Annotated in this window: 18 protein-coding genes; 8 read left to right on the forward strand and 10 right to left on the reverse strand. The window is 58.5% G+C overall.

What is annotated here, in order from left to right:
• Positions 1 to 116 precede the first annotated feature (116 nt).
• The 8 genes from ALP40_RS12000 (at position 117) to ALP40_RS12035 (ending at position 10,357) form a co-directional block, all read left to right on the forward strand.
• The gene (locus tag ALP40_RS12000; protein WP_122208489.1) at positions 117 to 830 is read left to right on the forward strand and encodes an ABC transporter permease; all 714 of its coding nucleotides are present in this window, start codon (positions 117 to 119) and stop codon (positions 828 to 830) included.
• A gap of 14 nt (positions 831 to 844) precedes the next feature.
• Positions 845 to 1,738 (forward strand): glycine betaine ABC transporter substrate-binding protein, encoded by an 894-nt coding sequence (locus ALP40_RS12005; protein WP_122208490.1) that lies wholly within the window; start codon positions 845 to 847, stop codon positions 1,736 to 1,738.
• 13 nt (positions 1,739 to 1,751) lie between these two features.
• A complete protein-coding gene (locus tag ALP40_RS12010; RefSeq protein WP_122208491.1) occupies positions 1,752 to 2,405 on the forward strand; it encodes an ABC transporter permease in 654 nt (217 codons plus the stop codon).
• The gene (locus ALP40_RS12015) at positions 2,402 to 3,556 is read left to right on the forward strand and encodes a betaine/proline/choline family ABC transporter ATP-binding protein (RefSeq protein WP_122208492.1); all 1,155 of its coding nucleotides are present in this window, start codon (positions 2,402 to 2,404) and stop codon (positions 3,554 to 3,556) included. The genes ALP40_RS12010 and ALP40_RS12015 overlap by 4 nt, the downstream gene beginning before the upstream one ends.
• 423 nt (positions 3,557 to 3,979) lie before the next feature.
• Positions 3,980 to 5,143 (forward strand): type III PLP-dependent enzyme, encoded by a 1,164-nt coding sequence (locus tag ALP40_RS12020; RefSeq protein WP_122208493.1) that lies wholly within the window; start codon positions 3,980 to 3,982, stop codon positions 5,141 to 5,143.
• A gap of 273 nt (positions 5,144 to 5,416) precedes the next feature.
• Complete coding sequence (locus ALP40_RS12025) at positions 5,417 to 6,616, forward strand: alpha-xenorhabdolysin family binary toxin subunit A (protein ID WP_122208494.1); 1,200 nt, start codon at positions 5,417 to 5,419, stop codon at positions 6,614 to 6,616.
• Positions 6,617 to 6,650: 34 nt separating this feature from the next.
• Positions 6,651 to 7,664, forward strand: a complete 1,014-nt coding sequence (locus ALP40_RS12030; protein WP_122208495.1) for an alpha-xenorhabdolysin family binary toxin subunit B — start codon at positions 6,651 to 6,653, stop codon at positions 7,662 to 7,664.
• A 149-nt stretch (positions 7,665 to 7,813) separates the two neighbouring features.
• Complete coding sequence (locus ALP40_RS12035) at positions 7,814 to 10,357, forward strand: sulfite reductase flavoprotein subunit alpha (RefSeq protein ID WP_122208571.1); 2,544 nt, start codon at positions 7,814 to 7,816, stop codon at positions 10,355 to 10,357.
• 267 nt (positions 10,358 to 10,624) lie between these two features.
• Here the strand turns inward: ALP40_RS12035 and ALP40_RS12040 are convergent, their stop codons facing one another.
• From ALP40_RS12040 to ALP40_RS12085, 10 genes are all read right to left on the reverse strand, one after another.
• A complete protein-coding gene (locus tag ALP40_RS12040) occupies positions 10,625 to 11,599 on the reverse strand; it encodes a peptide ABC transporter ATP-binding protein (RefSeq protein WP_122208496.1) in 975 nt (324 codons plus the stop codon).
• On the reverse strand, positions 11,599 to 12,567 hold the full coding sequence (locus ALP40_RS12045) for an ABC transporter ATP-binding protein (protein WP_122208497.1): 969 nt from the start codon (positions 12,565 to 12,567) through the stop codon (positions 11,599 to 11,601). Before ALP40_RS12045 ends, ALP40_RS12040 begins: the two co-directional genes overlap by 1 nt.
• Positions 12,568 to 12,577: 10 nt before the next feature.
• A complete protein-coding gene (locus ALP40_RS12050; protein ID WP_024687674.1) occupies positions 12,578 to 13,489 on the reverse strand; it encodes an ABC transporter permease subunit in 912 nt (303 codons plus the stop codon).
• Positions 13,490 to 13,499: 10 nt separating this feature from the next.
• Entirely contained in the window at positions 13,500 to 14,510 is a 1,011-nt protein-coding gene (locus ALP40_RS12055; RefSeq protein WP_122208498.1) for an ABC transporter permease subunit, read from the reverse strand.
• A 71-nt stretch (positions 14,511 to 14,581) separates the two neighbouring features.
• Complete coding sequence (locus ALP40_RS12060; protein ID WP_122208499.1) at positions 14,582 to 16,177, reverse strand: ABC transporter substrate-binding protein; 1,596 nt, start codon at positions 16,175 to 16,177, stop codon at positions 14,582 to 14,584.
• A gap of 66 nt (positions 16,178 to 16,243) precedes the next feature.
• Positions 16,244 to 17,623, reverse strand: a complete 1,380-nt coding sequence (locus tag ALP40_RS12065; RefSeq protein ID WP_122208500.1) for an OprD family porin — start codon at positions 17,621 to 17,623, stop codon at positions 16,244 to 16,246.
• A gap of 155 nt (positions 17,624 to 17,778) precedes the next feature.
• On the reverse strand, positions 17,779 to 19,377 hold the full coding sequence (locus tag ALP40_RS12070) for an ABC transporter substrate-binding protein (RefSeq protein WP_122208501.1): 1,599 nt from the start codon (positions 19,375 to 19,377) through the stop codon (positions 17,779 to 17,781).
• A 312-nt stretch (positions 19,378 to 19,689) separates the two neighbouring features.
• The gene (locus ALP40_RS12075; protein ID WP_122208502.1) at positions 19,690 to 21,312 is read right to left on the reverse strand and encodes an ABC transporter substrate-binding protein; all 1,623 of its coding nucleotides are present in this window, start codon (positions 21,310 to 21,312) and stop codon (positions 19,690 to 19,692) included.
• Between the two features lie 262 nt (positions 21,313 to 21,574).
• Positions 21,575 to 23,176 carry an ABC transporter substrate-binding protein gene (locus ALP40_RS12080; RefSeq protein WP_122208572.1) on the reverse strand — a complete coding sequence of 534 codons (1,602 nt, stop codon included), beginning with the start codon at positions 23,174 to 23,176 and terminating at the stop codon, positions 21,575 to 21,577.
• A 322-nt stretch (positions 23,177 to 23,498) separates the two neighbouring features.
• The gene (locus tag ALP40_RS12085) at positions 23,499 to 24,218 is read right to left on the reverse strand and encodes an SIMPL domain-containing protein (RefSeq protein WP_122208503.1); all 720 of its coding nucleotides are present in this window, start codon (positions 24,216 to 24,218) and stop codon (positions 23,499 to 23,501) included.
• Between the last annotated feature and the right edge of the window lie 163 nt (positions 24,219 to 24,381).

The following is a 24,381-nucleotide window of genomic DNA, read 5'->3' on the forward strand; positions in this document are numbered from 1 at the left end:
CGCCGAGGTCAAACCCTCTATGGCGACCCACCCGCTGCTCTTCGCGAACGTTATTGCTGGCGTCCTCACGGTCGTCCAAGTCAACGCGTTCGCCGACTGAAATAAGGAGTCCGCCCGTGGCAAATCGCTATGGCAAGGGGCTATTGGGAGGCGCGGTTGTTATTGCGCTCCTGGCCCTGCTGGTCCACTGGATCGGCATCAGTACTATCAAGCAATACCAGGATGACCTGCTGTTCTATCTTCAGGCTCACCTGATTCTGGTTCTGTTTTCAATGCTCGCGGCTTTGGTGGTCGGCATCCCGGCAGGTATCGCCCTCAGCCGCCCCGGCATGGTTGGCCGCGCTGAACGCTTCATGCAGATCTTCAACATCGGCAACACCGTCCCACCTCTCGCCGTTCTGGCCATCGCTCTCGGGATTCTCGGGATCGGCAGTGGTCCGGCCATCTTCGCGCTGTTCCTCGCCTCGCTGTTGCCCATCGTGCGCAACACCTACGAAGGCTTGAAGAATGTGCAGGGTTCTCTGAAGGAAGCTGCCGTCGGCATCGGCATGACGCCGCGTCAGGTGCTGTGGCGTGTCGAATTGCCCAACGCGGTGCCAATCATCGTCGGTGGTGTGCGGGTTGCGCTGGCGATCAACGTTGGTACTGCGCCGCTGGCTTTTCTCATCGGTGCCAACAGCCTCGGCAGCCTGATCTTCCCCGGCATCGCCTTGAACAATCAGCCGCAACTGGTGCTGGGCGCTGCCTGTACCGCTCTGCTGGCGTTGCTGCTCGATGGTCTGGTGATTCTCGCCAGTCGCCTGTGGCTTGAACGCGGCCTGACTCGCTGAGCGAAGGAAATACCATGAAGAAGTTATGTTTGTTTTTAGGCTTTGCCCTGCTGTTCCCGGCATTGGCCCAGGCGGCGGACAAGCCGTTGCTGCGCGTCGGCGCACGCGTGTTCACCGAGCAGACGCTGCTGGCTGAACTGACCGCGCAATACCTGCGTACCAAGAACTACGACGTACAGATCACTGGCGGTCTGGGCAGTAACCTGGCGCGCAGCGCTCAGGAAAGCGGCCAGTTGGACCTGTTATGGGAATACACCGGCGTGTCGCTGGTGGCTTACAACCATATCGATGAAAAACTCGACAGCGAGCAGACCTACGCCCGTGTGAAAGAAGTCGACGCCAAGAAGGGCCTGGTCTGGCTTTCACCGTCGAAATTCAACAACACCTACGCGTTGGCGCTGCCGCAGAAGGTTGCGGACAAGTACCCACAGGTCAACACCATGACCGACCTGACCAAGGTCCTCAAGGATGAAGCCAAAGAGGGTCATGTCGTAGCGCTGGACACCGAATTCGCCAACCGTTCCGACGGGTTGATCGGCATGGTCAAGCATTACGACATGAATCTCGGTCGTGAAAATACGCGGCAAATGGATGCTGGGCTGGTCTACACCGCGCTGCGCAACGGCCAGGTGTTTGCGGGCCTTGTCTACACCACCGACGGGCGCCTGAACGCGTTCAAGCTCAAGGTGCTGGAAGACGACAAGCGCTACTTCCCGGACTACACCGCCGCGCCGGTGATTCGTCAGGAGTTTCTGGATAAACATCCAGACATCGCCACGTTGCTCAAGCCGCTGGCTGACCTGCTGGACAACCAGACCATGATCGACCTCAACGCCCGCGTCGATGTCGGCCATGAAAGTCCATCCTCGGTTGCCGCAGATTTCCTGCGTCAGCACCCCCTGAATTAAGGAAGGAGACGATATGAGTTTCTTGAGCGCCTTCTCCCATCTGGACTGGGTTCAGGTCCTGCAACTGACCGGGCAGCACATCACGCTGGTCGGCATCGCCGTGACCCTGGCCATCGTTGTCGGTGTGCCGCTGGGCGTGCTGATGACGCGCTTTCCGGCGCTGGCAGGTCCCCTGCAGGCCAGCGCGACCGTGCTGCTGACTGTGCCATCGATTGCCCTGTTCGGCCTGCTGCTGCCGTTCTATTCCAAGTTCGGTCAGGGCCTTGGCCCGATGCCGGCCATCACGGCCGTGTTCCTCTATTCCCTGCTGCCGATCATGCGCAATACCTACCTGGCCCTGACGGGCGTTGAACCGGGTATTCGCGAAGCCGCCAAGGGCATCGGCATGACCTTCGGCCAGCGCCTGCGCATGGTCGAGCTGCCGATTGCCGTGCCCGTCATCCTCGCCGGTGTGCGCACCGCCGTGGTGATGAATATCGGTGTCATGACCATCGCCGCCACCATCGGCGCCGGTGGTCTGGGTGTACTCATTCTCGCTTCAATCAGCCGCAGCGATATGTCGATGCTGATCGTCGGCGCGGTACTGGTCAGCATTCTGGCCATCATCGCCGACCTTCTCCTGCAATGGCTGCAACGCACGCTGACTCCAAAAGGGCTCCTAAAATGATCGAACTCCAGAACCTCTCCAAGACTTTCCAGAGCAACGGCAAAGAAGTGAAGGCTGTCGACTCGGTCAGCCTTACCGTCAACGAAGGCGAGATCTGTGTCTTCCTCGGCCCGTCGGGCTGCGGCAAGAGCACCACGCTGAAAATGATCAACCGCCTGATCATGCCGACCTCCGGCAAGGTGCTGATCAACGGCGAAGACACCACGGGCCTGGACGAAGTGACCCTGCGTCGCAACATCGGTTACGTGATCCAGCAGATCGGCCTGTTCCCGAACATGACCATCGAAGAGAACATCGTGGTCGTGCCCAAGCTGTTGGGCTGGGACAAACAGCGTTGCCACGACCGCGCTCGCGAGTTGATGAGCATGATCAAGCTGGAACCCAAGCAGTACCTGCATCGCTACCCGCGTGAACTGTCCGGTGGTCAGCAGCAGCGTATCGGTGTGATCCGTGCCTTGGCGGCCGACGCGCCGTTGCTGCTGATGGACGAACCGTTCGGTGCGGTCGACCCGATCAACCGCGAAATGATCCAGAACGAGTTCTTCGAGATGCAGCGCGCGCTGAACAAGACCGTGATCATGGTCAGCCACGACATCGACGAGGCGATCAAGCTGGGCGACAAGATCGCGATCTTCCGTGGTGGCAAGCTGTTGCAGATCGATCACCCGGACACCTTGCTGGCGCACCCTGCGGACGACTTCGTCAGCAGTTTCGTTGGCCAGGACAGCACCCTCAAACGCCTGCTGTTGGTTAAAGCCGAAGACGCCGCCGACAACGCGCCATCGGTCAGCCCGGAAACACCGGTGGCCGATGCGCTGGAAGTGATGGACGAAAACGACCGTCGTTACATTGTCGTCACCGACAGCGAAAACAAGGCAATGGGCTATGTCCGCCGTCGCGACCTGCACCGCCAGCAGGGCACCTGCGCTCAGTTCCTGCGTGAATTCAACGGCACGGCTGCGTACGACGAACATTTGCGCATCCTGCTGTCGCGCATGTATGAGTTCAACCGCTCGTGGCTGCCGGTGCTGGATGCCGAAAACGTCTTCCTGGGTGAAGTGACCCAGGAGTCGATTGCTGCCTACCTGAGCTCGGGTCGTTCGCGTGGCATGAAGACCAGTATCGTGTCGCCCGCTGATCTAGTGGTCTGATTGTCGCTGCCGGCGAGGTTCATGCCTCGCCATTCGGGCGGCTTCGGCCGCCCGTTCCTTATGCGTTTGCCGACAGTGAAGCGCATCTCTGTTCCTGCCTCAATGAACATCAGCCTGTCATCAGGGTCGGTTATAACGGCGATCATTGCCAACCGTCTGCCGAGAACGTGCAAAAACGCGACATTTTTTGTTGATCTCAGCCCCCTCACGCCCTAAAGTTCGCGCCGAACGTCCATGCTGGAAACGATCCATCCGGCTCAAGTACTGACGACGAGACAGCAAGGCCAGGAAGGCAAGCCCTTCAGTGGCCTTTTTGCTTTCGGCGACATGCCTTGGGAAGTAGGCGAACCAAAGTGGGGATACGGAGGACGTTCATTTGCACCCATTTACCAATTCCGTTTGCCAGATAGGAGTTCCAGCAGTATGACGATCAATGTCGAAGACTACTACGCAGCCGAAACCTTCAAGAAAATGAAGGCGTTCGCTGACAAGCAAGAAACGCCTTTCGTGGTCATTGATACCGCAATCATCAGCAAGGCCTATGACGACCTGCGCGCGGGCTTTGAATTTGCCAAGGTCTACTACGCGGTCAAGGCCAACCCTGCCGTAGAAGTCATCAATCTGCTCAAGGACAAAGGTTCGAGCTTCGACATCGCATCGATCTATGAGCTGGACAAGGTTCTGAGCTGCGGCGTTACACCAGACCGCATGAGCTACGGCAACACCATCAAGAAGTCCAAAGACATTCGCTACTTCTACGACAAGGGCGTGCGACTGTTCGCAACCGACTCCGAAGCTGACCTGCGCAACATCGCAAAGGCGGCTCCTGGCTCGAAAGTTTATGTGCGCATCCTGACCGAAGGTTCGACCACGGCTGACTGGCCGCTGTCGCGCAAGTTCGGCTGCCAGACCGACATGGCGATGGACCTGCTGATTCTCGCCCGTGACCTGGGCCTGGTGCCTTATGGCATTTCGTTCCACGTGGGTTCTCAACAGCGCGACATCAGCGTCTGGGACGCGGCCATCGCTAAGGTCAAAGTGATCTTCGAGCGCCTGAAGGAAGAAGATGGCATCGTTCTCAAGCTGATCAACATGGGTGGCGGCTTCCCGGCCAACTACATCACCCGTACCAACAGCCTGGAAACCTACGCCGAGGAAATCATCCGCTTCCTGAAGGAAGATTTCGGTGATGATCTGCCGGAAATCATTCTGGAGCCAGGCCGTTCGCTGATTTCCAACGCCGGTATTCTGGTCAGCGAAGTGGTGCTGGTTGCGCGCAAGTCGCGTACCGCCGTCGAGCGTTGGGTGTATACCGATGTGGGCAAGTTCTCCGGCCTGATCGAAACAATGGACGAAGCCATCAAGTTTCCGATCTGGACTGAGAAGAAAGGCGAGATGGAAGAAGTCGTCATCGCGGGTCCCACCTGCGACAGCGCCGACATCATGTACGAAAACTACAAGTACGGCCTGCCGCTGAACCTGGCCATCGGTGATCGCATGTACTGGTTGTCGACCGGTGCCTACACCACCAGCTACAGCGCTGTGGAATTCAATGGCTTTCCGCCGCTGAAGTCGTTCTACCTGTAAACTGAGCGCGTCAAGAAAACCCATGAGCAATCATGGGTTTTTTTATGGGCGTTAAAAAATAATTAAATATACGTTCGGGCTCAGTTGATGTTGTAAGTCTGCGTTAAGTATTTATGTGCTCGCTATAAAGCGTACCGGTTTGCTGCTTATTCCTACATGTTCGATCCGCTTCGTTCGCTGTTTCAGCCGAGAAGGCCCTGTTAATTTTTAAAGCGTCTTCATGCGACGCTTCAGTTCGTACGGACAGCGAATATTAATAATAAGGAGTTAAACATGTCATCTGCAGCCGTCTCGAACCTTACGGATGGAAAACCGCATTCGGTCGAAGAGGTCAGTCAGGTCACCGGATCGCTTCTGGATATTGTGGCAGGACGTACCCCTGATGTCGGGCGTGCGCCCGGATTATTGATTACCAATGAGGATGTTCGTCGAATAAGACGTTACGTCAGCACAGGTCTGGCACTGCCCACGCAACTGGAGGAGGTCAGGCACCTGCTGGGTAATCAGAACATCGACATTCCCGGGCTGCAACCCCAGGCCATTGTCAGGCTGTACACCGATATCTTCGAGCATGCCAAAAGCTGGTCGGAGCTTGAAACCGACATGCGGAAGGTGGGCAGCGATCTGTACGTCTTCGCCGGTAATCTGATCACCATCGCAGAAAGCATGGTTGAGTTCATCAAGGGGATGGACGCGTACCAGACCCTGCAGATCAGCGACCTCACCGCAGAACAGCTGCTGGCCATGCCTCCTGTCGAACTGGTCGAGGGTGATCGCAAGAGAATTCCGGGCCTGCTGTCGCTGGTCGATGATCTGAAAGTTCACATTAAAGATCACAGTGCCAGCACCACGCGCACCCGAGTGGGTGTCAGCGCATTCAGCCGTAAGCTCAAGGATCAGGTTGCGCCTGCTGTTGCGTTGAAGATCAGGCTGGCCGGTTCGCTGAACACTGACGAAAAGAAAACGAAGCTCACGGAGGAAGTCAGCCGCCTCAATGAGCTGATCAATCAGAAGGTCGCCGAGTACGAAGAGTACTGCGACTACAAGTGGATCGGTTTCTGGTGGGGGGCGGTGGGCGGCGTGATCAGTTTGTCGATCTACGGACCCAAGGCCACGGCAGCGCTCGAGGAAAAAGACCGCTTGATTGCACAAAAACAGCAGGCAGAGAAAACGATTCAACAGCTCGACAAACTGTTGAGCGAATTCATGGCGTTTGAAACCAGTCTGCAGGATTTGAAAACGCGCATTGATGGGGCTTCCAGCAGCGTCAGCAATATTGAAAGTCTCTGGGTATTGCTGGAAGAACTGATCGACTCTTCTTACGACCGTATAAGGAACACCCACAACGGCCTGTATCTGGTCAGTCTGGTGTCTCGTTTTCAGACGCTCATTTCCAGTTGGCAGCAAGTCAGGACGCAAGCATTTGATTTGCTGACGGCCTTCAATAAAGCCCTGGAAGAGCCAGCGGCCTAATCATCACAACTTCAAGATTCACGGAAATCTTCTAATGAATGTTTATGTACTTGATGTACCTTTTTCACTGCCTCGCCCCGACCTGGAAGTTGTGGCCGACAGCCGCCTATCGATACAGCGGCAGGCTGAAGCCCTCGGCGACCTTTATCTGCCGGTGCTGACAGAATCGCTTGGCAGTCTGCTCAAAGAGTTGAGTCATGCCGACAGGCAGTTTCTGGATATCCTGACGCTTGTTCCACATGGTATGGACAGTGAGGATATTCAACCTTTCATGGACGCGATCACGCAGCTGAAGGCGAAGCCTGAAGACGCTGAAACCAGGGCGGCGCTTGCCGAGTTCAATGCGGAAATCGACACGCTTCTGCAAGGCAAGCTCATGTCTCTGTCCGAGGCCGTTAGCACGCTCGATAACGCTCTGGTCAATCTTGATGCCGTTCATTTCAACGACGTGGCCCATCTGGCAGGCTCGCTGGACAAGGAAGTGGTCGATGCGCGGGCACTGCTTTCCAGCGAAGAGACATCCCTGACCCATCTGCAGGAGAAAGAAGCGGCGGCGGGGGCCTTGATCACCGAGCTTGAAGGTCTCAGCTTTCTCGACAAGCTCAAGCCGCTGGTGGTGTCACTGGAAAAGCTGGCTGAGATCGATCCTGCGAGTCCCAGTCTTGGTTCAATCAAGGCAGGTATTGCAGGTGTGGCGAATATTCTGAACCTGATCGACGGCTCGCTCAAATACGACCAATTGCTCGATCACCGCAGCAAGCTTCACGCGCAAGTGGCCGAACAGCGTGAGAAGGTTGAGCAGGCAAATGCTCGGCTGAAGGCGCAAACCGACAATCAGGACCAGCTCGCCGTGCTTCAGTCCATTGATGGTTCAAGAGAGCGCTATGTGCTTGAAGCTGGCAAGTTGCGTCAGGCCCTGCAGCATTTTCTGGACACGGAACGTCAGGCCGCGGCGTCTGAAATCGAAGCCCGTGCAGAAGGTTTTGCCCGCCGTATTCGACAACTGATCGATTACCTGAATGACCTGCGTCGTCAATGGCGTAACTGAGGCTCAAGGTCCGCGCAATCCGCGCGCCAGCCAGCGTTTCATGAACGATGCTAATCCAGTCGAAGTTCCGCCCTGCTGGCGTTACGATGCGCCACCGAATACAGGCAGCCGTACTGCAATGCAGAGAAGGCGTTCGAGGGTTGCGAGTGGTGAAGAAGGTACTGTTTCAATTGCACTGGTTCTTCGGAATCACGGCAGGGCTTGTGCTGAGCCTGATGGGCATTACAGGCGCGCTGTATTCGTTCGAGAACGAAATTGTCGATGCGCTCGACCCACAGGTGATGCTGGTCGAACCGCGAGGTGCAACGCTGCCACCTGTCGACCTGGTGCGCAGGCTGGAAGCGGCGACCGGGCTGACGGTCGCCAACCTGCGTGTCGAAACTGTCGGCAATCGGGTCGCTCAGGTCTATTTCACACCTGAGCCCGGCGAACGTAAGGGTCCCAAGCGTAACTTCGATCCGTATACGGGCGAGCTGAAGGCTGATGGCCTTGGGGAGGACTTCTTCGAGTTCATCCTCAGACTGCACCGTTTTCTGACCATAGGCGAAGTGGGCAAGCAGATTACGGGAGCCTGTACGCTGATTCTGGTGTTCTTCTGCCTGTCGGGCCTTTATCTGCGCTGGCCTCGTAATGCATCGAACTGGCGAGCCTGGCTGACACTGGACTGGGCGAAGAAAGGCCGCAGCTTCAATTGGGATTTGCATTCGGTTTTCGGGACCTGGTGCCTGCTGTTCTATCTGCTGTTCGCGATTACCGGCCTGACCTGGTCTTATGACTGGGTCAGTAACGGCCTGGACAGACTGATCGGCGATACGCCTGCCGATCAGCGCAAAGGCGTGGCCGGGCGTGGCGTAAATGCCGACGGCAAGGTGCAGGCGCCAGCGCCTCTGGTGGTGGACTACGTGGCGATCTGGGACAGCTTGCAGAAGACCGCCGGGCCTGGCCTGAGCGCTTACAACCTGCGTCTGCCGCCAGCGGGCAATCAACAGGCCAGGGTGTCCTATCTGCTCATGGATTCGCCTCATCCGTGGGCGTTGAACAACATGACTCTGGATCCGGCCAACGGCAAGGTCAGCATGGTCTCGCGATATGCAGAGCACACGTTTGGCACGCAGTTGCTGATCAGTAACTATGCGCTGCATGTCGGCAGCTATTTCGGCATTGTGGGGCGTCTGCTCATGACTGCTGCGGCCTTGACGATGCCGTTGTTCTTCATCACGGGCTGGTTGCTGTATCTGGATCGGCGACGCAAGAAGCGCGACGTCAGGGCGGCACGTCTTGATGTATCGGCCAGCGCTGCGCCTGATGCGTCCTCATGGTTGATTGGCTTCGCCAGCCAGAGCGGTTTTGCCGAACAACTGGCGTGGCAGACAGCGGGGCAGTTGCAGGCTGCGGGTGTGTCGGTGCGGGTGCAGCGGCTTGGCGACCTGACCGAGCAGGACGTGAGTGAAAGCCGCAACGCCCTGTTCGTGGTCAGTACCTTCGGCGATGGTGAAGCGCCAGACAGTGCGCGTGGTTTCGAGCGCAAGCTGCTGGGCCGTCCGCTGTCGCTGGAGGCGCTCAATTATGCCGTGCTGGCCCTGGGTGACCGGCAGTATCCACATTTCTGTGGTTTTGCCCGTCGTCTGCATGACTGGCTGGCCGTATGTGGCGGCAGCACGTTGTTTACCCCGGTCGAGGTTGACCGTGCAGACCCGGTCGCGCTGCAACACTGGCAACACCATGTGGGGCTGCTGACCGGCAGTCAGCCGGCGGCGCTCTGGCAGGCCCCGGTGTTCGAGAACTGGACGCTGACCCGACGAGAACACCTGAACCCTGGCAGCAGTGGCTCGGGTGTCTATCTGCTGGATCTGGTCGGCGCTGGCGCGATGGCTTGGCAGGCAGGTGATCTGGTCGAGGTCTTGCCGCGCAACAGCGATGACACCGTACGGCACTTCCTGAGCGGGCTGGGGATCGATCCGGCTACTCAGGTCAACATAGAAGGTTTGCAGGAACCGATTGCGCAGGCGCTGGCGACTCGTCAATTGCCACAACATCGGGCGCATTTGGTGGGGCTGCATGCCCAGGCGCTGATCGATGCGCTGGTGCCACTGTCCGCGCGAGAATACTCCATCGCTTCCATTGCGGAAGACGGCTGTCTGCAACTCATCGTGCGTCAGGAAATTCATCCGGATGGCAGTCTTGGGCTGGGTTCCGGCTGGCTGACCCAGCATGCGGCATCAGGCGGTGCAATCAGCCTGCGTCTGCGCCGCAACAGCAGTTTCCACCTGCCTGCCGAGCCGGTCCCCCTGATCCTGTTGGGCAACGGCACCGGGCTCGCGGGGCTGCGCAGCCTATTGAAAGCGCGCATCGCCCAAGGCCGGACGCGCAACTGGCTGCTGTTCGGCGAGCGTAACCGAGCGCATGATTTCCACTGTGGCGCAGAGCTGCAAGGCTGGTTGGATTCGGGTGACCTGACACGACTGGATCTGGCGTTCTCGCGGGATCAGGCAGAGAAAGTCTACGTGCAGGACCTGCTACGCGAGTCTGCCCAAGCGCTGCGAGCATGGCTGGATGAAGGCGCAGCGATTTACATTTGCGGCAGCTTGCAAGGCATGGCGGCGGGCGTGGATCAGGTGTTGAACGATGTACTCGGCGAACGGGCCGTCAGCGAGCTGGTGGAGCAGGGGCGGTATCGGCGGGATGTGTATTGAGGTCTGCTGGTTGATACAGAACCTGTGGGAGGCACCACCACGTCTTCGACGTAGCCCGGTCCGCTCCCACAAAATCGCGTTCCTTCAGTGGTTACAGGTTGTTTGATAAGAGGCGGCTTGCCGGCGATAGCGCCAGGTCAGTCACTGACGGGGTGACTGAAATAACGCATCGCCGGCAAGCCGCCTCCCACAGGGCGTGTATTTATCCAGTGATACTTGGGTAAAACGATGGGCCCAGAGCATGGGCATCATCTTTACAAGGCAGAATCACGCTGCGACGAACTGCTCCGCGTAGTGGCAGGCCACTTGGCGGTTGTCCACCAGGCGCAGCTCCGGCACGTCTATGGCGCAGCGCTCGGTCGCGTACGGGCAGCGCTTGTGGAACGCGCAGCCGCTGGGTGGGTTGAGCGGATTGGGCAGCTCCCCGACGATCTTGATCTTGGGTTTCAGCGGATCAGGATGGATGGTCGGGGTCGCTGACAGCAACGCCTGGGTGTACGGGTGCAGCGGACGGTTGTAGATCTCTTCCTTGGGACCCATTTCCGCAGGCCGGCCCAGGTACATCACCAGCACGGTGTCGGCCACATGACGCACCACCGACAGGTTGTGCGAGATGAACACGTAGGCCGTGTTGAATTCCTGCTGCAGGTCCATGAACAGGTTCAGCACCTGTGCCTGAATCGACACGTCCAGCGCCGACGTCGGCTCATCCGCCACCAGCACCTTAGGCTGCAACATCATCGCCCGAGCCAGCGCGATACGCTGACGCTGACCACCGGAGAACATGTGCGGGTAGCGCTGATAATGCTCAGGACGCAAGCCGACCTGAGCCATCATCGCCTGCACTTTCTCGCGGCGTTCTGCGGCGGACAGTTTGGTGTTGATCAGCAGTGGTTCGCCGAGCTGATCACCCACCTTCTGCCGAGGGTTCAGCGACGCGTACGGACTTTGAAACACCATCTGCACATCTTTACGCAATTGCTTGCGCTCGGACTTGCTGGCGCCCGCCACTTCCTGGCCAGCGATTTTAAGGGATCCGGACGACGGCTCTTCGATCAGTGTCAGCGCGCGTGCCAACGTGGACTTGCCACAACCGGATTCGCCCACCACGGCCAGGGTCTTGCCCGCTTCGAGTTCGAACGACACGCCGTTGAGGGCGCGTACCAGTGCCGTGCCTTTGAACAGTCCGCGAGAGACTTCGTAGTGACGGGTAAGGTCACGGGCGGTAAGTACGACGCTCATCACGCCACCTCCTGATTCAAGGGATAGAAGCAACGCGCAAGGCTATGGGCCTTGGGGTCCAGCGCCGGACGCTGCACGCGGCAGTTGTCCTGCACGTAAGGGCAGCGTGGCGACAGCAGGCAGCCTTGCGGACGGTCATAACGGCCCGGAACCATGCCAGGCAGGGTCGCCAGACGCTCGGCACCCATGCTGTGCTCCGGAATCGCCGCCAGCAGCGCTTCGCTGTAAGGATGCGCCGGAACGTCGAACAGGCCAGGCACCTGACCCACTTCAACGGCCTGACCTGCGTACATCACGCAGACCCGCTGAGCGGTTTCAGCCACAACCGCCAAGTCGTGGGTGATCAGAACCAGTGCCATGTCCTGCTCTTTCTGCAGGCTCAGCAGCAATTCCATGATCTGCGCCTGGATGGTTACGTCCAGTGCCGTGGTCGGTTCGTCGGCGATCAGCAGTTTCGGCTCGCCGGCAATCGCCATCGCAATCGCGACGCGCTGGCTCATGCCGCCCGACAATTGATGCGGGTAGGCATTCAGGCGCGCAGCGGCGCCCGGGATCTCGACCTTTTCCAGCAGCTCCAGCGCACGCTGACGTGCAGCCTTGCCGGACATGCCCAAGTGCTGACGAAGCACTTCTTCGATCTGGAAACCCACGGTGTAGCTGGGGTTCAGTGCGGTCATCGGGTCCTGGAATACCATCGCCAGGTCTTTGCCGATGATGCGACGACGCTGGCGGGCACTGAGCTTGGTCAGGTCCTTGCCGTCGAAGTTGAGTGCGTCGGCCGTGATGATGCCAGGTGCGTCGATCAGGCCCATCAGCGCCATCATGGTCACGGATTTACCCGAACCCGACTCGCCTACGATGGCCAGCACTTCGCCTTTATCGACACTCAGGGACAGGCCATCCACGACGGGGACAGCCTTTTCGTCGCCGAAGCGGACGTTGAGATTCTTGATTTCAAGCAGTGACATACGAATCTCCTCAGGCGGCGTTCTTGAGTTTCGGGTCCAGCGCGTCGCGCAGGCCGTCGCCCATCAGGTTGATTGCCAGCACGCTGAGCAAAATGGTCAGGCCGGGCAGGCTCACGACCCACCAGGCACGTTCGATGTAGTCGCGAGCCGAAGCGAGCATGGTGCCCCACTCAGGCGTCGGTGGTTGTACGCCAAGGCCCAGGAAGCCCAGTGCCGCGGCATCGAGAATCGCCGACGAGAAGCTCAGGGTGGCCTGAACGATCAGCGGTGCCATGCAATTGGGCAGCACGGTGATGAACATCAGGCGCGGCAGGGTTGCACCGGCCAGGCGGGCAGCGGTCACGTAGTCGCGGTTCAGTTCGCCCATCACCGCAGCACGGGTCAGGCGGACATAGGACGGCAGCGACACGATCGCGATGGCGATCACGGTGTTGATCAGGCCAGGGCCGAGGATCGCCACAATGGCCACTGCCAGCAGCAGCGAGGGCAGGGCGAGCATGATGTCCATCAGGCGCATCACCGACGGGCCCAGAATGCGCGGGAAGAAACCCGCCAACAGGCCCAGCAGGATGCCTGGGATCAGCGACATCACCACCGAAGACAGGCCGATCAGCAGCGACAGGCGCGAGCCCTGAATCAGACGCGACAGCAGATCGCGGCCCAGTTCGTCGGTGCCGAGGATGAACTGCCACTGGCCGCCTTCCAGCCAGACTGGCGGGGTCAGCAGGAAGTCGCGGTATTGCTCGCTCGGATCATGCGGCGCAACCCAAGGGGCGAACAGCGCGCAGAACACGATGATGATCATGAAGATCAGGCCGGCAACGGCACCTTTGTTCTTGGAGAACGCTTGCCAGAACTCTTTGTACGGGGACGGATAAAGCAGGCTTTGATCGACTGCTACCGAAGGAGTAGGTGTGCTCATATCGATGATCTCAGCGCTGGTGACGGATGCGTGGGTTGGCAAAGCCGTAGAGGATGTCCACCACGAAATTGACCAGGATCACCAGGCAGGCGATCAGCAGGATGCCGTTCTGCACGACCGGATAATCCCGGGCGCCGATGGCTTCGATCAGCCACTTGCCGATACCCGGCCAGGAGAAAATCGTTTCGGTCAGAACCGCACCGGCCAGCAACGTACCGATCTGCAGGCCGAACACGGTCAGGACCGGAATCAGTGCGTTGCGCAGGCCGTGAACGAACACCACGCGTGCGGGCGACAGGCCCTTGGCCCTGGCGGTACGGACGTAGTCTTCACGCAGCACTTCGAGCATCGAGGAGCGGGTCATCCGGGCGATCACCGCCAGCGGAATGGTGCCCAGCACGATGGCCGGAAGAATCAGGTGATGCAGGGCATCGAGAAACGCGCCTTGCTCATCGCTAAGCAGGGTGTCAATCAGCATGAAGCCGGTCACTGGCGGAATGTCGTAGAGCAAATCGATCCGCCCCGACACTGGCGTCCAGCCCAGCGACACCGAGAAGAACATGATGAGGATCAGGCCCCACCAGAAGATCGGCATGGAATAACCCGCCAGGGAAATCCCCATGACCCCGTGGTCGAACAGGGACCCTCGTTTGAGTGCCGCGATCACCCCGGCCAGAAGCCCCAGGATGCCCGCGAAAATCAGCGCGGCCAGCGACAACTCCAGGGTTGCCGGGAACAGCGAGGTGAATTCGGTCCAGACACTGGTGCGCGTACGCAGCGATTCACCGAGGTCGCCCTGGGCGAGCTTGCCGATGTAATCGATGTACTGGGCATAGAGCGGCTTGTTCAGACCAAGGCGCTCCATTGCTTGGGCGTGCATTTCCGGGTCGACCCGGCGCTCGCCCATCATGACTTCTACAGGGTCGCCCGGAATCAGGCGAATCAGCGCAAACGTCAGCAGGGTAATGCCGAAGAAGGTAGGGATCAGTAACCCCACCCGGCGGGCAATAAAACTAAACATCTTGTGGTGTACCTCATCAGCCGGTCAGGCGTACCGCCCTTGCTCTTGTGGAGCGCAGGCGGTGGTTTTTTCTACTTCACCCCGGTCGTGGTGAAGTTGTTATTGGTCAGCGGGCTGATATGAAAGCCTTCGACATTTTTGCGCATTGCCACGAACAGCTTCGGATAAGCCAGGCTGATCCAGGGCTGTTCCTGATTGAACACTTTTTGAGCCTGCTTATAGAGGGCAGCCCGTTCGCTCGGTTCGGTAATTTTCCGAGCCTGGGTGATTGCCTCTTCAAACTCCTTGTTGCACCAGCGGGCATAGTTCTCGCCATTCTTCGCTGCGTCGCAGCTCAGGTTGGGGGTCAGGAAGTTGTCCGGGTCGCCGTTGTCGCCCGCCCATCCTGCGAAGACCATGTCATGTTCGCCTTTCTTGGCGCGCTTGAGCATTTCGCCCCATTCCATGATGCGAATGTCGATCTTGATGCCCACCTTGGCCAGATCCGATTGCAGCATCTGCGCCCCCACCATCGGGTTGGGGTTGGTGACTGCGCCGCCGTTGCGGGCGAATAGGGTAAACACTTGACCCTCGGGTACGCCAGCTTCCTTGAGCAGGGCGCGGGCCTTTTCCGGGTCGTAAGGCATGGCCTGGCTGTCGGTGTCATAGCCCATCATGGTCGGTGGGTAAGGACCCACGCCTTCAGTGGCTTTGCCTTCACCGAACAGTGCCCGGATGTAGGACTTCTTGTCGAAGGCCAGGTTGATCGCCTGCCGTACGCGCGCATCGCTCAGGTATTTGTGCGAGGTGTTGATCGCGACATAGCTGGTCATCATGGACTCCATCTCGTCGATCTTGAGATTGGGGTCCGCTTTAATGTTGGCAATATCGTCAGGTTTTGGGTAAAGCGCAACCTGGCATTCGTTGGCCTTGAGCTTTTGCAGACGCGTGTTGTTGTCCAGGGTGATCGCGAAAATCAGCGCTTCACTCGGGACTTTGCCCTTCCAGTAGTCCGGGTTGGCTTTATAACGGACCTGAGCATCTTTGGCATAGCGCGTCAGGATGAACGGCCCTGTGCCGATGGGCTTGCTGTTGAATTCGCCGGTCTTGTTGCTCTTGAGCAACTGGTCGGCATACTCGGCGGAATAGATCGAGGTGAACGGCATGGCCAGATCACGCAGGAATGGCGACTCGGGGCGCGTCAGGGTGAATTTCACCGTGGAATCGTCGACTTTCTCGACGCTCTTGAGCAGGTTCTGGAAGTCCATGCTCTCGAAATAAGGGTAACCGACCAGCGAGAGTGCGTGCCACGGGTGCTTGGGGTCCAGCTGGCGCTGGAAGCTCCAGACCACGTCGTCGGCGTTCATGTCGCGGGTGGGTTTGAAGTAGTCGGTGGTCTGGAACTTCACACCTTTGCGCAGCTTGAAGGTGTAAGTCAGGCCATCTTCGCTGATGTCCCAGCTCTCGGCGAGACCTGGAACGGTGTCGGTGGTGCCGGGAGTGAAGGCGACCAGGCGTTCGAGGATGGTTTCTGCCGAGGCGTCTGCCGTGACGGCGGTCGTGTACTGCGCGATATCGAAACCTTCAGGGCTGGCCTCTGTGCAAACCACCAGCGGCTTGGCCGAGACGGATGCAGCAGCGCTAAGCAGCGCAATGGCGATCGAAGCGCGGAGCGATAGCAGTTTCAATAGAAGCCTCCTTGATGCAATGCGAAAGGGCGGCAGACGTCAGGTCGGCCGCCCTTTCATCATCATTTACAGAATGTTGAACGGAATGGTGGTCACCAGACGGAACTCGTTGATGTTGCCATCAGCCTGGTTCTCGCTGGCGCGGTGAGTGGTGTAGGTCGCACGAATCGCGGTGGCCTTGAGTGGGCCGGATTGCACGGAGTACGAGGTGCCGATGCCGTACTCGTAGTGGGTTTCGCCGTCCATTGCCAGCACGTCGGTGTAGCCGGTGCCTTTGTAATGAGTACCGTCGATGTCCCAGCCGCGAGCCTGGTAGATGTTGAACTTCAGGCCCGGCACGCCGTAGCTGGCCATGTTCAGCACGTAGGCGATCTGGAGGGACTTCTCGTTCGGGCCGTTGAAGTCCGAAAGCAGCGAGTTGGCCAGGAAGATGGCGTTGGTGTCGTGTGCGTAGTCGAAGTATTCGTTACCGGCGACTTCCTGATAAGCGATGCTCACGCTGTGGGCATTGTGCGTACCGGTGAACGACAAGCTGTAGGTGTCGTTGTCGATCGCGCCCAGTTTGCTCTGGCCGGCATCTTTGGTCTTGTAGTAGTTCAGGTTGCTGCTCAAGGCAAACACCTTGCTGTCACCCAGTTCATGGGTCAGGCCCACGTAGTACTGATGCCAGAAGTCTTCCAGATTGGAGGCATAGAAACTGGCGGTCAGCGCTTCGGTCGGCTTGTAGTCGGCACCGAACATGTCCAGACGATCAGCGGTCTTGGTGCGATCACCGTACTCGGAGCGGAACTTGTCCAGGCTCTGTTCCATACGGGGCGAGACGCGGTCGAAGCTGCCAGCCTGCAAGGACAGGTTGTTGAACTCATCGCTCTGTACGGCAAAACCCTGGAAGCTGGAAGGCAGCGCACGGTTACCGATGAAGGCGATGACCGGGGTGTTCACCGATTGGCGACCCATCGTCAGTACTGTGTTGGACACACGAGCCTTGACGTTGCCCAGACCCATTTTGCTCCACTGGCCTACCGCATCGCCATCGCTATCAGCCAGGGTGCGGTTGGATCTCGGGACGAAATCGTCGATGTCACGCTCCAGCGCGACGGCGTTGTACAGCGCCAGTTCGGTGGAGAAGCCAACCGTGCCCTGAGTGAACCCCGAGGTGTAATTGACGATAGTGCCCTGCTGCCAGTTGATACGACGTGGCGTCTGCTTAGCCACACCGTCTTTGGTGTAGGAGAACGTGCTGTCGCGGCGACGCAGTTCATTGGCGTACCAGTTACGTGTCGTACCGGTCAGGTGTTGGTCTTCAAGAAAGCCATTGGCTTCGGCCTGTGCATTCTTGGTGCTCAGCCCGGTAGGCACAAAGGCTTGACTGACAGGCTCCGCCTGAACCATCGCGCCGAACGACGAGAGGGATAGAGCCAGTAATGCAGTGCTGGTTGTTTTCACGATGTACAGCTCCCTTTACTACTTTTATAAATGCCAGTTTTTTGAGTTCTGGCTTTGGTGATGCAGGGTTTAAGGCCCCGCCTTGTTATATGTTCTGGGCACAGACGGATCGCTCGCCGCCAGAGTTGGCGGTGAGCGATATCGCTGTTTACGGGTTACTCGGCGACGCTGACGCCCGAGAAGTTGTTACGGCCGAACGGGCTGACGTGGAACCCTTCCACTTCCTTGCGCAACGGTTGATTGACCGTCGAGTGGGCTATGGGGGTAATCGGCACCTGTTCTTTCAGGTAGCGCTGAGCCTGCTTGTAGAGGTCGGTGCGCTGTTCACGGTCGGTGGTGGCGATGGCCGCCTTGATGAGCGCGTCATATTTCTCGTCGCACCACATGGAGTAGTTGTTGCCACCGATGGCTGCGCAGCTGTACAGCGTGCCGAGCCAGTTGTCCGGGTCACCGTTGTCGCCGGTCCAGCCAATCAGCGAAATATCGTGTTCGCCGTTCTTGGTGCGCTTGAGGTATTCGCCCCACTCATAGCTGACGATCCGAACCTTGATGCCGACCTTCGCCCAGTCGGACTGAAGCATCTCGGCCATCAGCTTGGCGTTGGGGTTGTAAGGGCGCTGCACGGGCATGGCCCACAGCGTCAGCTCGGTGCCTTCCTTGATGCCCGCATCGCGCAGCATCTGCTTCGCTTTCTCCGGGTCGTAGGCGGCGTCCTTGATGGTGTCGTCATAGGACCACTGGGTCGGCGGCATGGCGTTGACGGCCAGTTGCCCTGCGCCCTGATACACCGCGCTGATGATGGCTTTCTTGTTGACGGCCATGTCCAGTGCCTTGCGCACCTGAAGGTTGCCCAGCGGTTCGTGGCGGACGTTGTAAGAGATGTAGCCCAGGTTGAAGCCCGGACGCTCCATGACGGTCAACTGCTTGTCGCTCCTGAGTGCTTCCAGGTCGGCCGGGCGTGGGTTCAGCGTCACTTGGCATTCGTTCTTGCGCAGCTTTTGCACACGCACCGAGGCGTCGGTGTTGATGGCGAAAATCAGTTGATCGATTTTCACCCGGCTCGGGTCCCAGTATTCCTTGTTGCCGCGATAACGAATCTGCGAGTCCTTCTGGTAACGCTGGAACACGAACGGCCCCGTTCCGATGGGCTGCTGGTTGATGTCGCGTGCATTGCCGCTGGCCATCAATTGTTCGGCGTATTCGGCGGACAGAATGCCGGCGAAGTTCATCGCGATGTTCTGGATGAATGCCGCGTCGACGGTATTCAGGGTAAAGACCACGGTCAGCGGATCGGTCTTCTCGACCGACTTGATCTTCTTGTTCAACCCCATCCCGGTGAAGTACGGGAACTCGGTGGGGTAGGCCACGCGAAACGGGTGATCGGCCTTGAGCATGCGGTTGAACGTGAACAGCACGTCATCGGCATTGAAGTCGCGGCTGGGCTTGAAATCCTTGTTGCTGTGAAACTTCACACCTTGGCGCAGATGGAAGGTGTAGACCAGGCCATCCGGGGAGACATCCCACGAGGTTGCCAGCCCTGGCACCACGGTAGTGTCGCCCTGTTTGAATTCGGTGAGGCGGTTGTAAATAGGCTCGGAGGCATCGTTATCGGTGGCCGAGGTGTACTGAGCACTGTCGAAACCCGCAGGGCTCGCTTCGGAGCAGAACACCAGGTTGCTCGCCACGCTGGTCATCGGAGTCAGTGCAAGCAGACCCAGACTCAGGCATGACGTCATCGCAAGAGTTTTACGCATGATGATGATCCCTATCCTTCAAGGACGAGCACTCAGGCTCGATAACAGACTCGTAGGCAATAACGTGAATACACACAATGCTTGCAGTTCCCGGGCCAGTTGATGGCGGGCTTCCTGCCTAAGCCATCACCTTGCGACGGTATGTCGCTGAAGGCATCTGGTAAATAGGCAAATAGGCTGCAAGATGCGTAGGAAAACTCTTCCGGAAAGCTGGCTAAGTGCCTTTAGTTGCACTTGTTCAACTAACCGGACGAGTTTTTTCATTCCGCTAGAGCGATGACTGCGCCGCGTGAACAGCACAGTCGTGTCGCGTTACTTCACGCTTACACCATAGAAGGAATTCAGGCCGAACGGGCTGATCTTGAAGTCCTGTACGTTGGTGCGCATGGGCTGATAGACCGTCGAGTGCGCGATAGGCGTCATCGGCACTGCATCCTTGAGGAGGTGTTGCGCCTGTTTGTACAGTTCGGTGCGCTTGGCCTGATCAGGTGTCGCCTTGGCCTGCTTGATGATGGCGTCGTAAGGCTTGTCGCACCATTTGGCAAAGTTGTTGCCATTAAGGGCGTCGCAGCCAAACAGGGTGCCGAGCCAGTTGTCCGGGTCACCATTGTCACCGCTCCAGCCAATCAGCATGGCGCCGTTTTCACCATTCTTGGCGCGCTTGATGTACTCGCCCCACTCATAGCTGACGATGCGCGCGTTGATACCGATCTTCTTCCAGTCGGACTGGAGCATCTCGGCCATCAGTTTGGCGTTCGGGTTATACGGACGCTGAACCGGCATGGCCCACAGCGTAATCTCGGTGCCTTCCTTGATGCCGGCTTCCTTGAGCAGGGCCTTGGCTTTCTCGGGATCGTACTTGGCATCCTTGATCGTGGTGTCGTAAGACCACTGGGTCGGCGGCATGGCATTGACGGCCAGTTGGCCTGCGCCCTGGTAAACCGAATCGATGATTTGCTGCTTGTTGACCGCCATGTCCAGAGCCTGACGAACCTTGAGCTGGGACAGCGGGTTTTCGCGGTCTTCGCCCTTGATCTTGTCCATTACGTTGTAGGCGATGTAACCCAGGTTGAAGCCAGCCTGATCAGGCATTTTCAGATTCTTGTCGGCCTTGAGCGGCTCGAGATCCGCCGGACGTGGATAGGCCGTGATCTGACATTCGTTCTTCTTGAGCTTCTGCATGCGCACCGACGGATCGGTGGTGATGGCGAAGATCAGGTTGTCGATCTTGACGTCTTCAGGCTTCCAGTAATCCTTGTTGCCGGTGAAGCGGATGTTGGAGTCCTTCTGGTAGCTCTTGAACACGAACGGGCCAGTACCGACAGGCTTCTGGTTGATGTCGGCAGCTTTGCCTTCCTTAAGAAGCTGGTCGGCGTATTCGGCAGACTGGATCGAGGCAAAGCTCATGGCCAGGTTCTGGATGAAGGCCGCATCGACCGTGTTCAGCACGAACTTGACGGTGTAATCGTCGACCTTCTCGATCTTGGCGATGTTGGTGTCCATCGCCATGTCGGTGAAGTAAGGGAATTCGGTCGGAGCCGCTTTGCGGAACGGCATGTCCTTGTCGATCATGCGGTTGAACGTGAACAGCACGTCATCGGCATTGAATTCGCGGGTTGGCTTGAAGTACGAGGTGGTGTGGAACTTGACGCCCTTGCGCAGATGGAAGGTGTACGTCAGCACGTCGTCGGAGATATCCCAGCTGGTGGCCAGGCCCGGCTGCACGGCGGTGCCGCCACGTTCGAACTGGGCCAGACGGTTGAACATGGTTTCTGCCGATGCGTCGAAATCGGTACCGGTGGTGTACTGGGCAGGGTCAAAGCCCGCGGGGCTGCCTTCGGAGCAAAACACCAGATTCGATGCTGCGTGAGCGAAAGGTGCACTTGCGAGCAGGGTGGCGCCGACTAGAAACGGAATGACCGCGTGTTTGAGCATGGTGGCCTCAGTTGTTGTCATTTTTGATTAGAGGAACCGACCTCGTGAGCCGATCCGTCCGATACTTATGCAGGGGCCATACCCAAAGCAAGATGCTGACGCCAAAGAAGCCACAAAGAGTGGCACGATCGTACAGGAATGTCGCGAAAGTGTAATTTTTGCAAGATTTGATCGTTTGCGCGCCCTGTTTCGAAACAACGGGCGCACCAATAAAGCGCAACCGGGTGGGATCAATGCACCCGGTTGGGGCTACGTTGTTACCTTAATGGCTCAGGCTGACCCCATAAAAGGGTGTCAGGCCGAAGGGGCTGATCTTGAAGTCCTGCACTTCCTTGCGCATTGGCTGGAACACCTTGGAGTTGGCGATCGGGGTGATCGGCACCTGGGCCTTCAGGATGTGCTGGGCCTGCTGATACAGCTTGATGCGTTCATCTCGATTCGTCGTGAGCTTGGCCTGCTGCACCAGCTTGTCGTAAGCCGGGTCACACCATTTGGCGTAGTTGCTGCCTTTGACGGCGGCACAGCTGTACAGCACGCCTAGCCAGTTGTCGGGATCACCGTTATCGCCGGTCCAGCCGTAGATCATCGCGTCGTGTTCGCCGGCCTTGGCGCGCTTGATGTATTCGCCCCACTCATAGCTGACGATATTGGCTTTGATGCCGATCTTGTCCCAGTCGGACTGGATCATCTGCGCCGACATGCGCGCGTTGGGGTTGGAGGCGCGCTGAACGGTCATGGCCCACAGGTCGATTTTCGTGCCCGGCGCCACGCCTGCTTCCTTGAGCAACTGCTTGGCCTTGGTCAGGTCGCGAGGGGCGTCCTTGATCGTCGGGTCATAACTCCACTGGCCCGGCGGCAGGGCGTTTTCGGCCAGTTGCCCGGCGCTCTGGTAAACAGCCTTGATGATGGCCGGCTTGTCGATGGCCATGTCCAGCGCCTGGCGAACCTTGAGCTGGTCGAGCGGCGGATGGGTCACGTTGTACGCCAGAAAACCCAGATTGAAGCCCGGCTGGCTCAGTACCTTGAGTTTGGGGTCCTTCTGCACTTCTTCGATGTCCTGCGGGCGCGGGTAACCGCTGACCTGGCATTCACCGGCCTTGAGCTTCTGCAGGCGCACCGCGGCATCACTGTTGATCGAGAAAATCAGGTTATCGATTTTCACGTCTTCGGGTTTCCAATACTCGGTGTTACCGGCGTAACGGATTTGCGAGTCCTTCTGGTAACGCTTGAACACGAAGGGCCCGGTGCCGATCGGCTTCTGGTTCAGGTCCGATGCGTTGCCTTCCTTAAGCAGTTGATCGGCGTACTCGGCCGATTGGATCGAGGCAAAGCTCATGGCCAGGTTTTGCACGAACGCGGCATCAATGTTGTTGAGCGTGAATTTGACCGTGTTGGCGTCGACTTTCTCGACTTGCTTGATCGTGGTGTTCAGGCCCATGTCGGTGAAGTACGGCGATTCGGACGGGTAGGCTTTGCGGAACGGGTGGTTGGGGTCCAGCAGGCGGTTGAAGGTGAAGAGCACGTCATCGGCGTTGAACGTGCGGGTCGGTTTGAAATAATCCGTGGTGTGGAATTTCACGCCTTCACGCAGATGAAAGGTGTAAGTCAGGCCGTCAGCAGAAACGTCCCATTTCGTGGCAAGGCCTGGTTCCACCTCGGTGCCGCCGCGCTTGAACTGGGTCAGACGGTTGAAGACGGTTTCAGCAGACGCATCGAAATCGGTGCCGCTGGTGTACTGGCTGGGGTCAAAGCCTGCCGGGCTCGCTTCGGAGCAATACACCAGGGTTGTGGCTGCCTGAGCGAAAGGTACGCAGCCCAGTAACGCGGTGGTCAGGAGCAGCGGTTTGAAAATGTGGTGTCCCATGAAGCCCTCGCGAATGTCGGCAATATCGGTGCTGAGTGTCGGCACATGAAGTGTCGACAAGCGGATGGCGTCGATAGTGCCGCACTTGGCGAGGCTCGGACAAATCTTACTTGGCGGTTAACCGGTTATACGCATGGGCCGATGCGCTGAAGCGCAGACCGCTCACGCGCTATGCCGGGCTGAAGAAACGCCATTTCAGTGTATGAGCGCGTTTGCTCGCGATTCGATTTCCAGGCCACTGGTGGGCGACCGTACAAATGCCATCGCGGGCAAGCGCGCCTTTGCGCACTCATTTCCAATACGAAACAGCGGGCTACCCGAGTTACGGAACCGCCACCTCAATCACCCCATCCGCTGCCACACTCACCTGGCTGGTGCCCGCTTCGACGTCAGGCGTTGGCGCTGCGTCTTCGCGTGAGGACTTCATCATCATGGCCGCCATCGGAGCGCGCAGATAAGGCTGCGGGTAGCCGGAGGTGTTGAGGTTCAGGTTGACCAGTTTGTAGCCGGTGCCGCCCAGCGCTTCGGTGACCAGTTGAGCGCGGGCCTTGAAAGCGGTCACGGCGTCCTTGAGCAGGGCGTCTTCGCTGGTCTTGCGCGTGGCTGGCGAGATCGAGAAGTCCATGCCGCCCATTTTCAGATCGCCCAGCAACTCGCCGGTCAGCTTGGACAGCACGGCGAAGTCGGCGCTTTCCAGGCGAACTTCGGCGCGCTCGCGCCAGCCGGTGATCTTCTGACCTTTGTCGTCGTAGATCGGATAACTGTTGCGGCTGCCCTGACGAATCTTCACATCCTTGGTCTGGCGTGCCTGACCCAACGCCTTGTTCAGGGTTTCGGTGACCTGTGCCGCCAGCTTGGCGGGGTCGCTGTCCTGCGCCTCTGTGTACAGGGTCACCATCATCAGGTCACGCTGAACCTCCTGATTGACTTCGGCACGCAGAGAAATCTGGTTATAACGTGCCTCTTCGGCCAAGGCTGGCAGGCTGGTGAGGGTGACGGCGGCCAGGGCGAACAGGGTGGCGGCAGGGCGGAGAGTGAACATGAGAACTCCTTGTTATAAGACGGCCCCCAACCACTGTCGGACGGCACAGAACCATGAGACTCTAGCCTTCGATTCAGGTTCCTGCGCAGCCGACGCGTCCGACGATGCGGCGCGTTGACGCACTTTTCCAGTTTTGCGCCGTGCTTGGTTATACTCGTCGCGA

This window comes from Pseudomonas viridiflava (assembly GCF_003702045.1).
Classification (GTDB): domain Bacteria; phylum Pseudomonadota; class Gammaproteobacteria; order Pseudomonadales; family Pseudomonadaceae; genus Aquipseudomonas; species Aquipseudomonas viridiflava_C.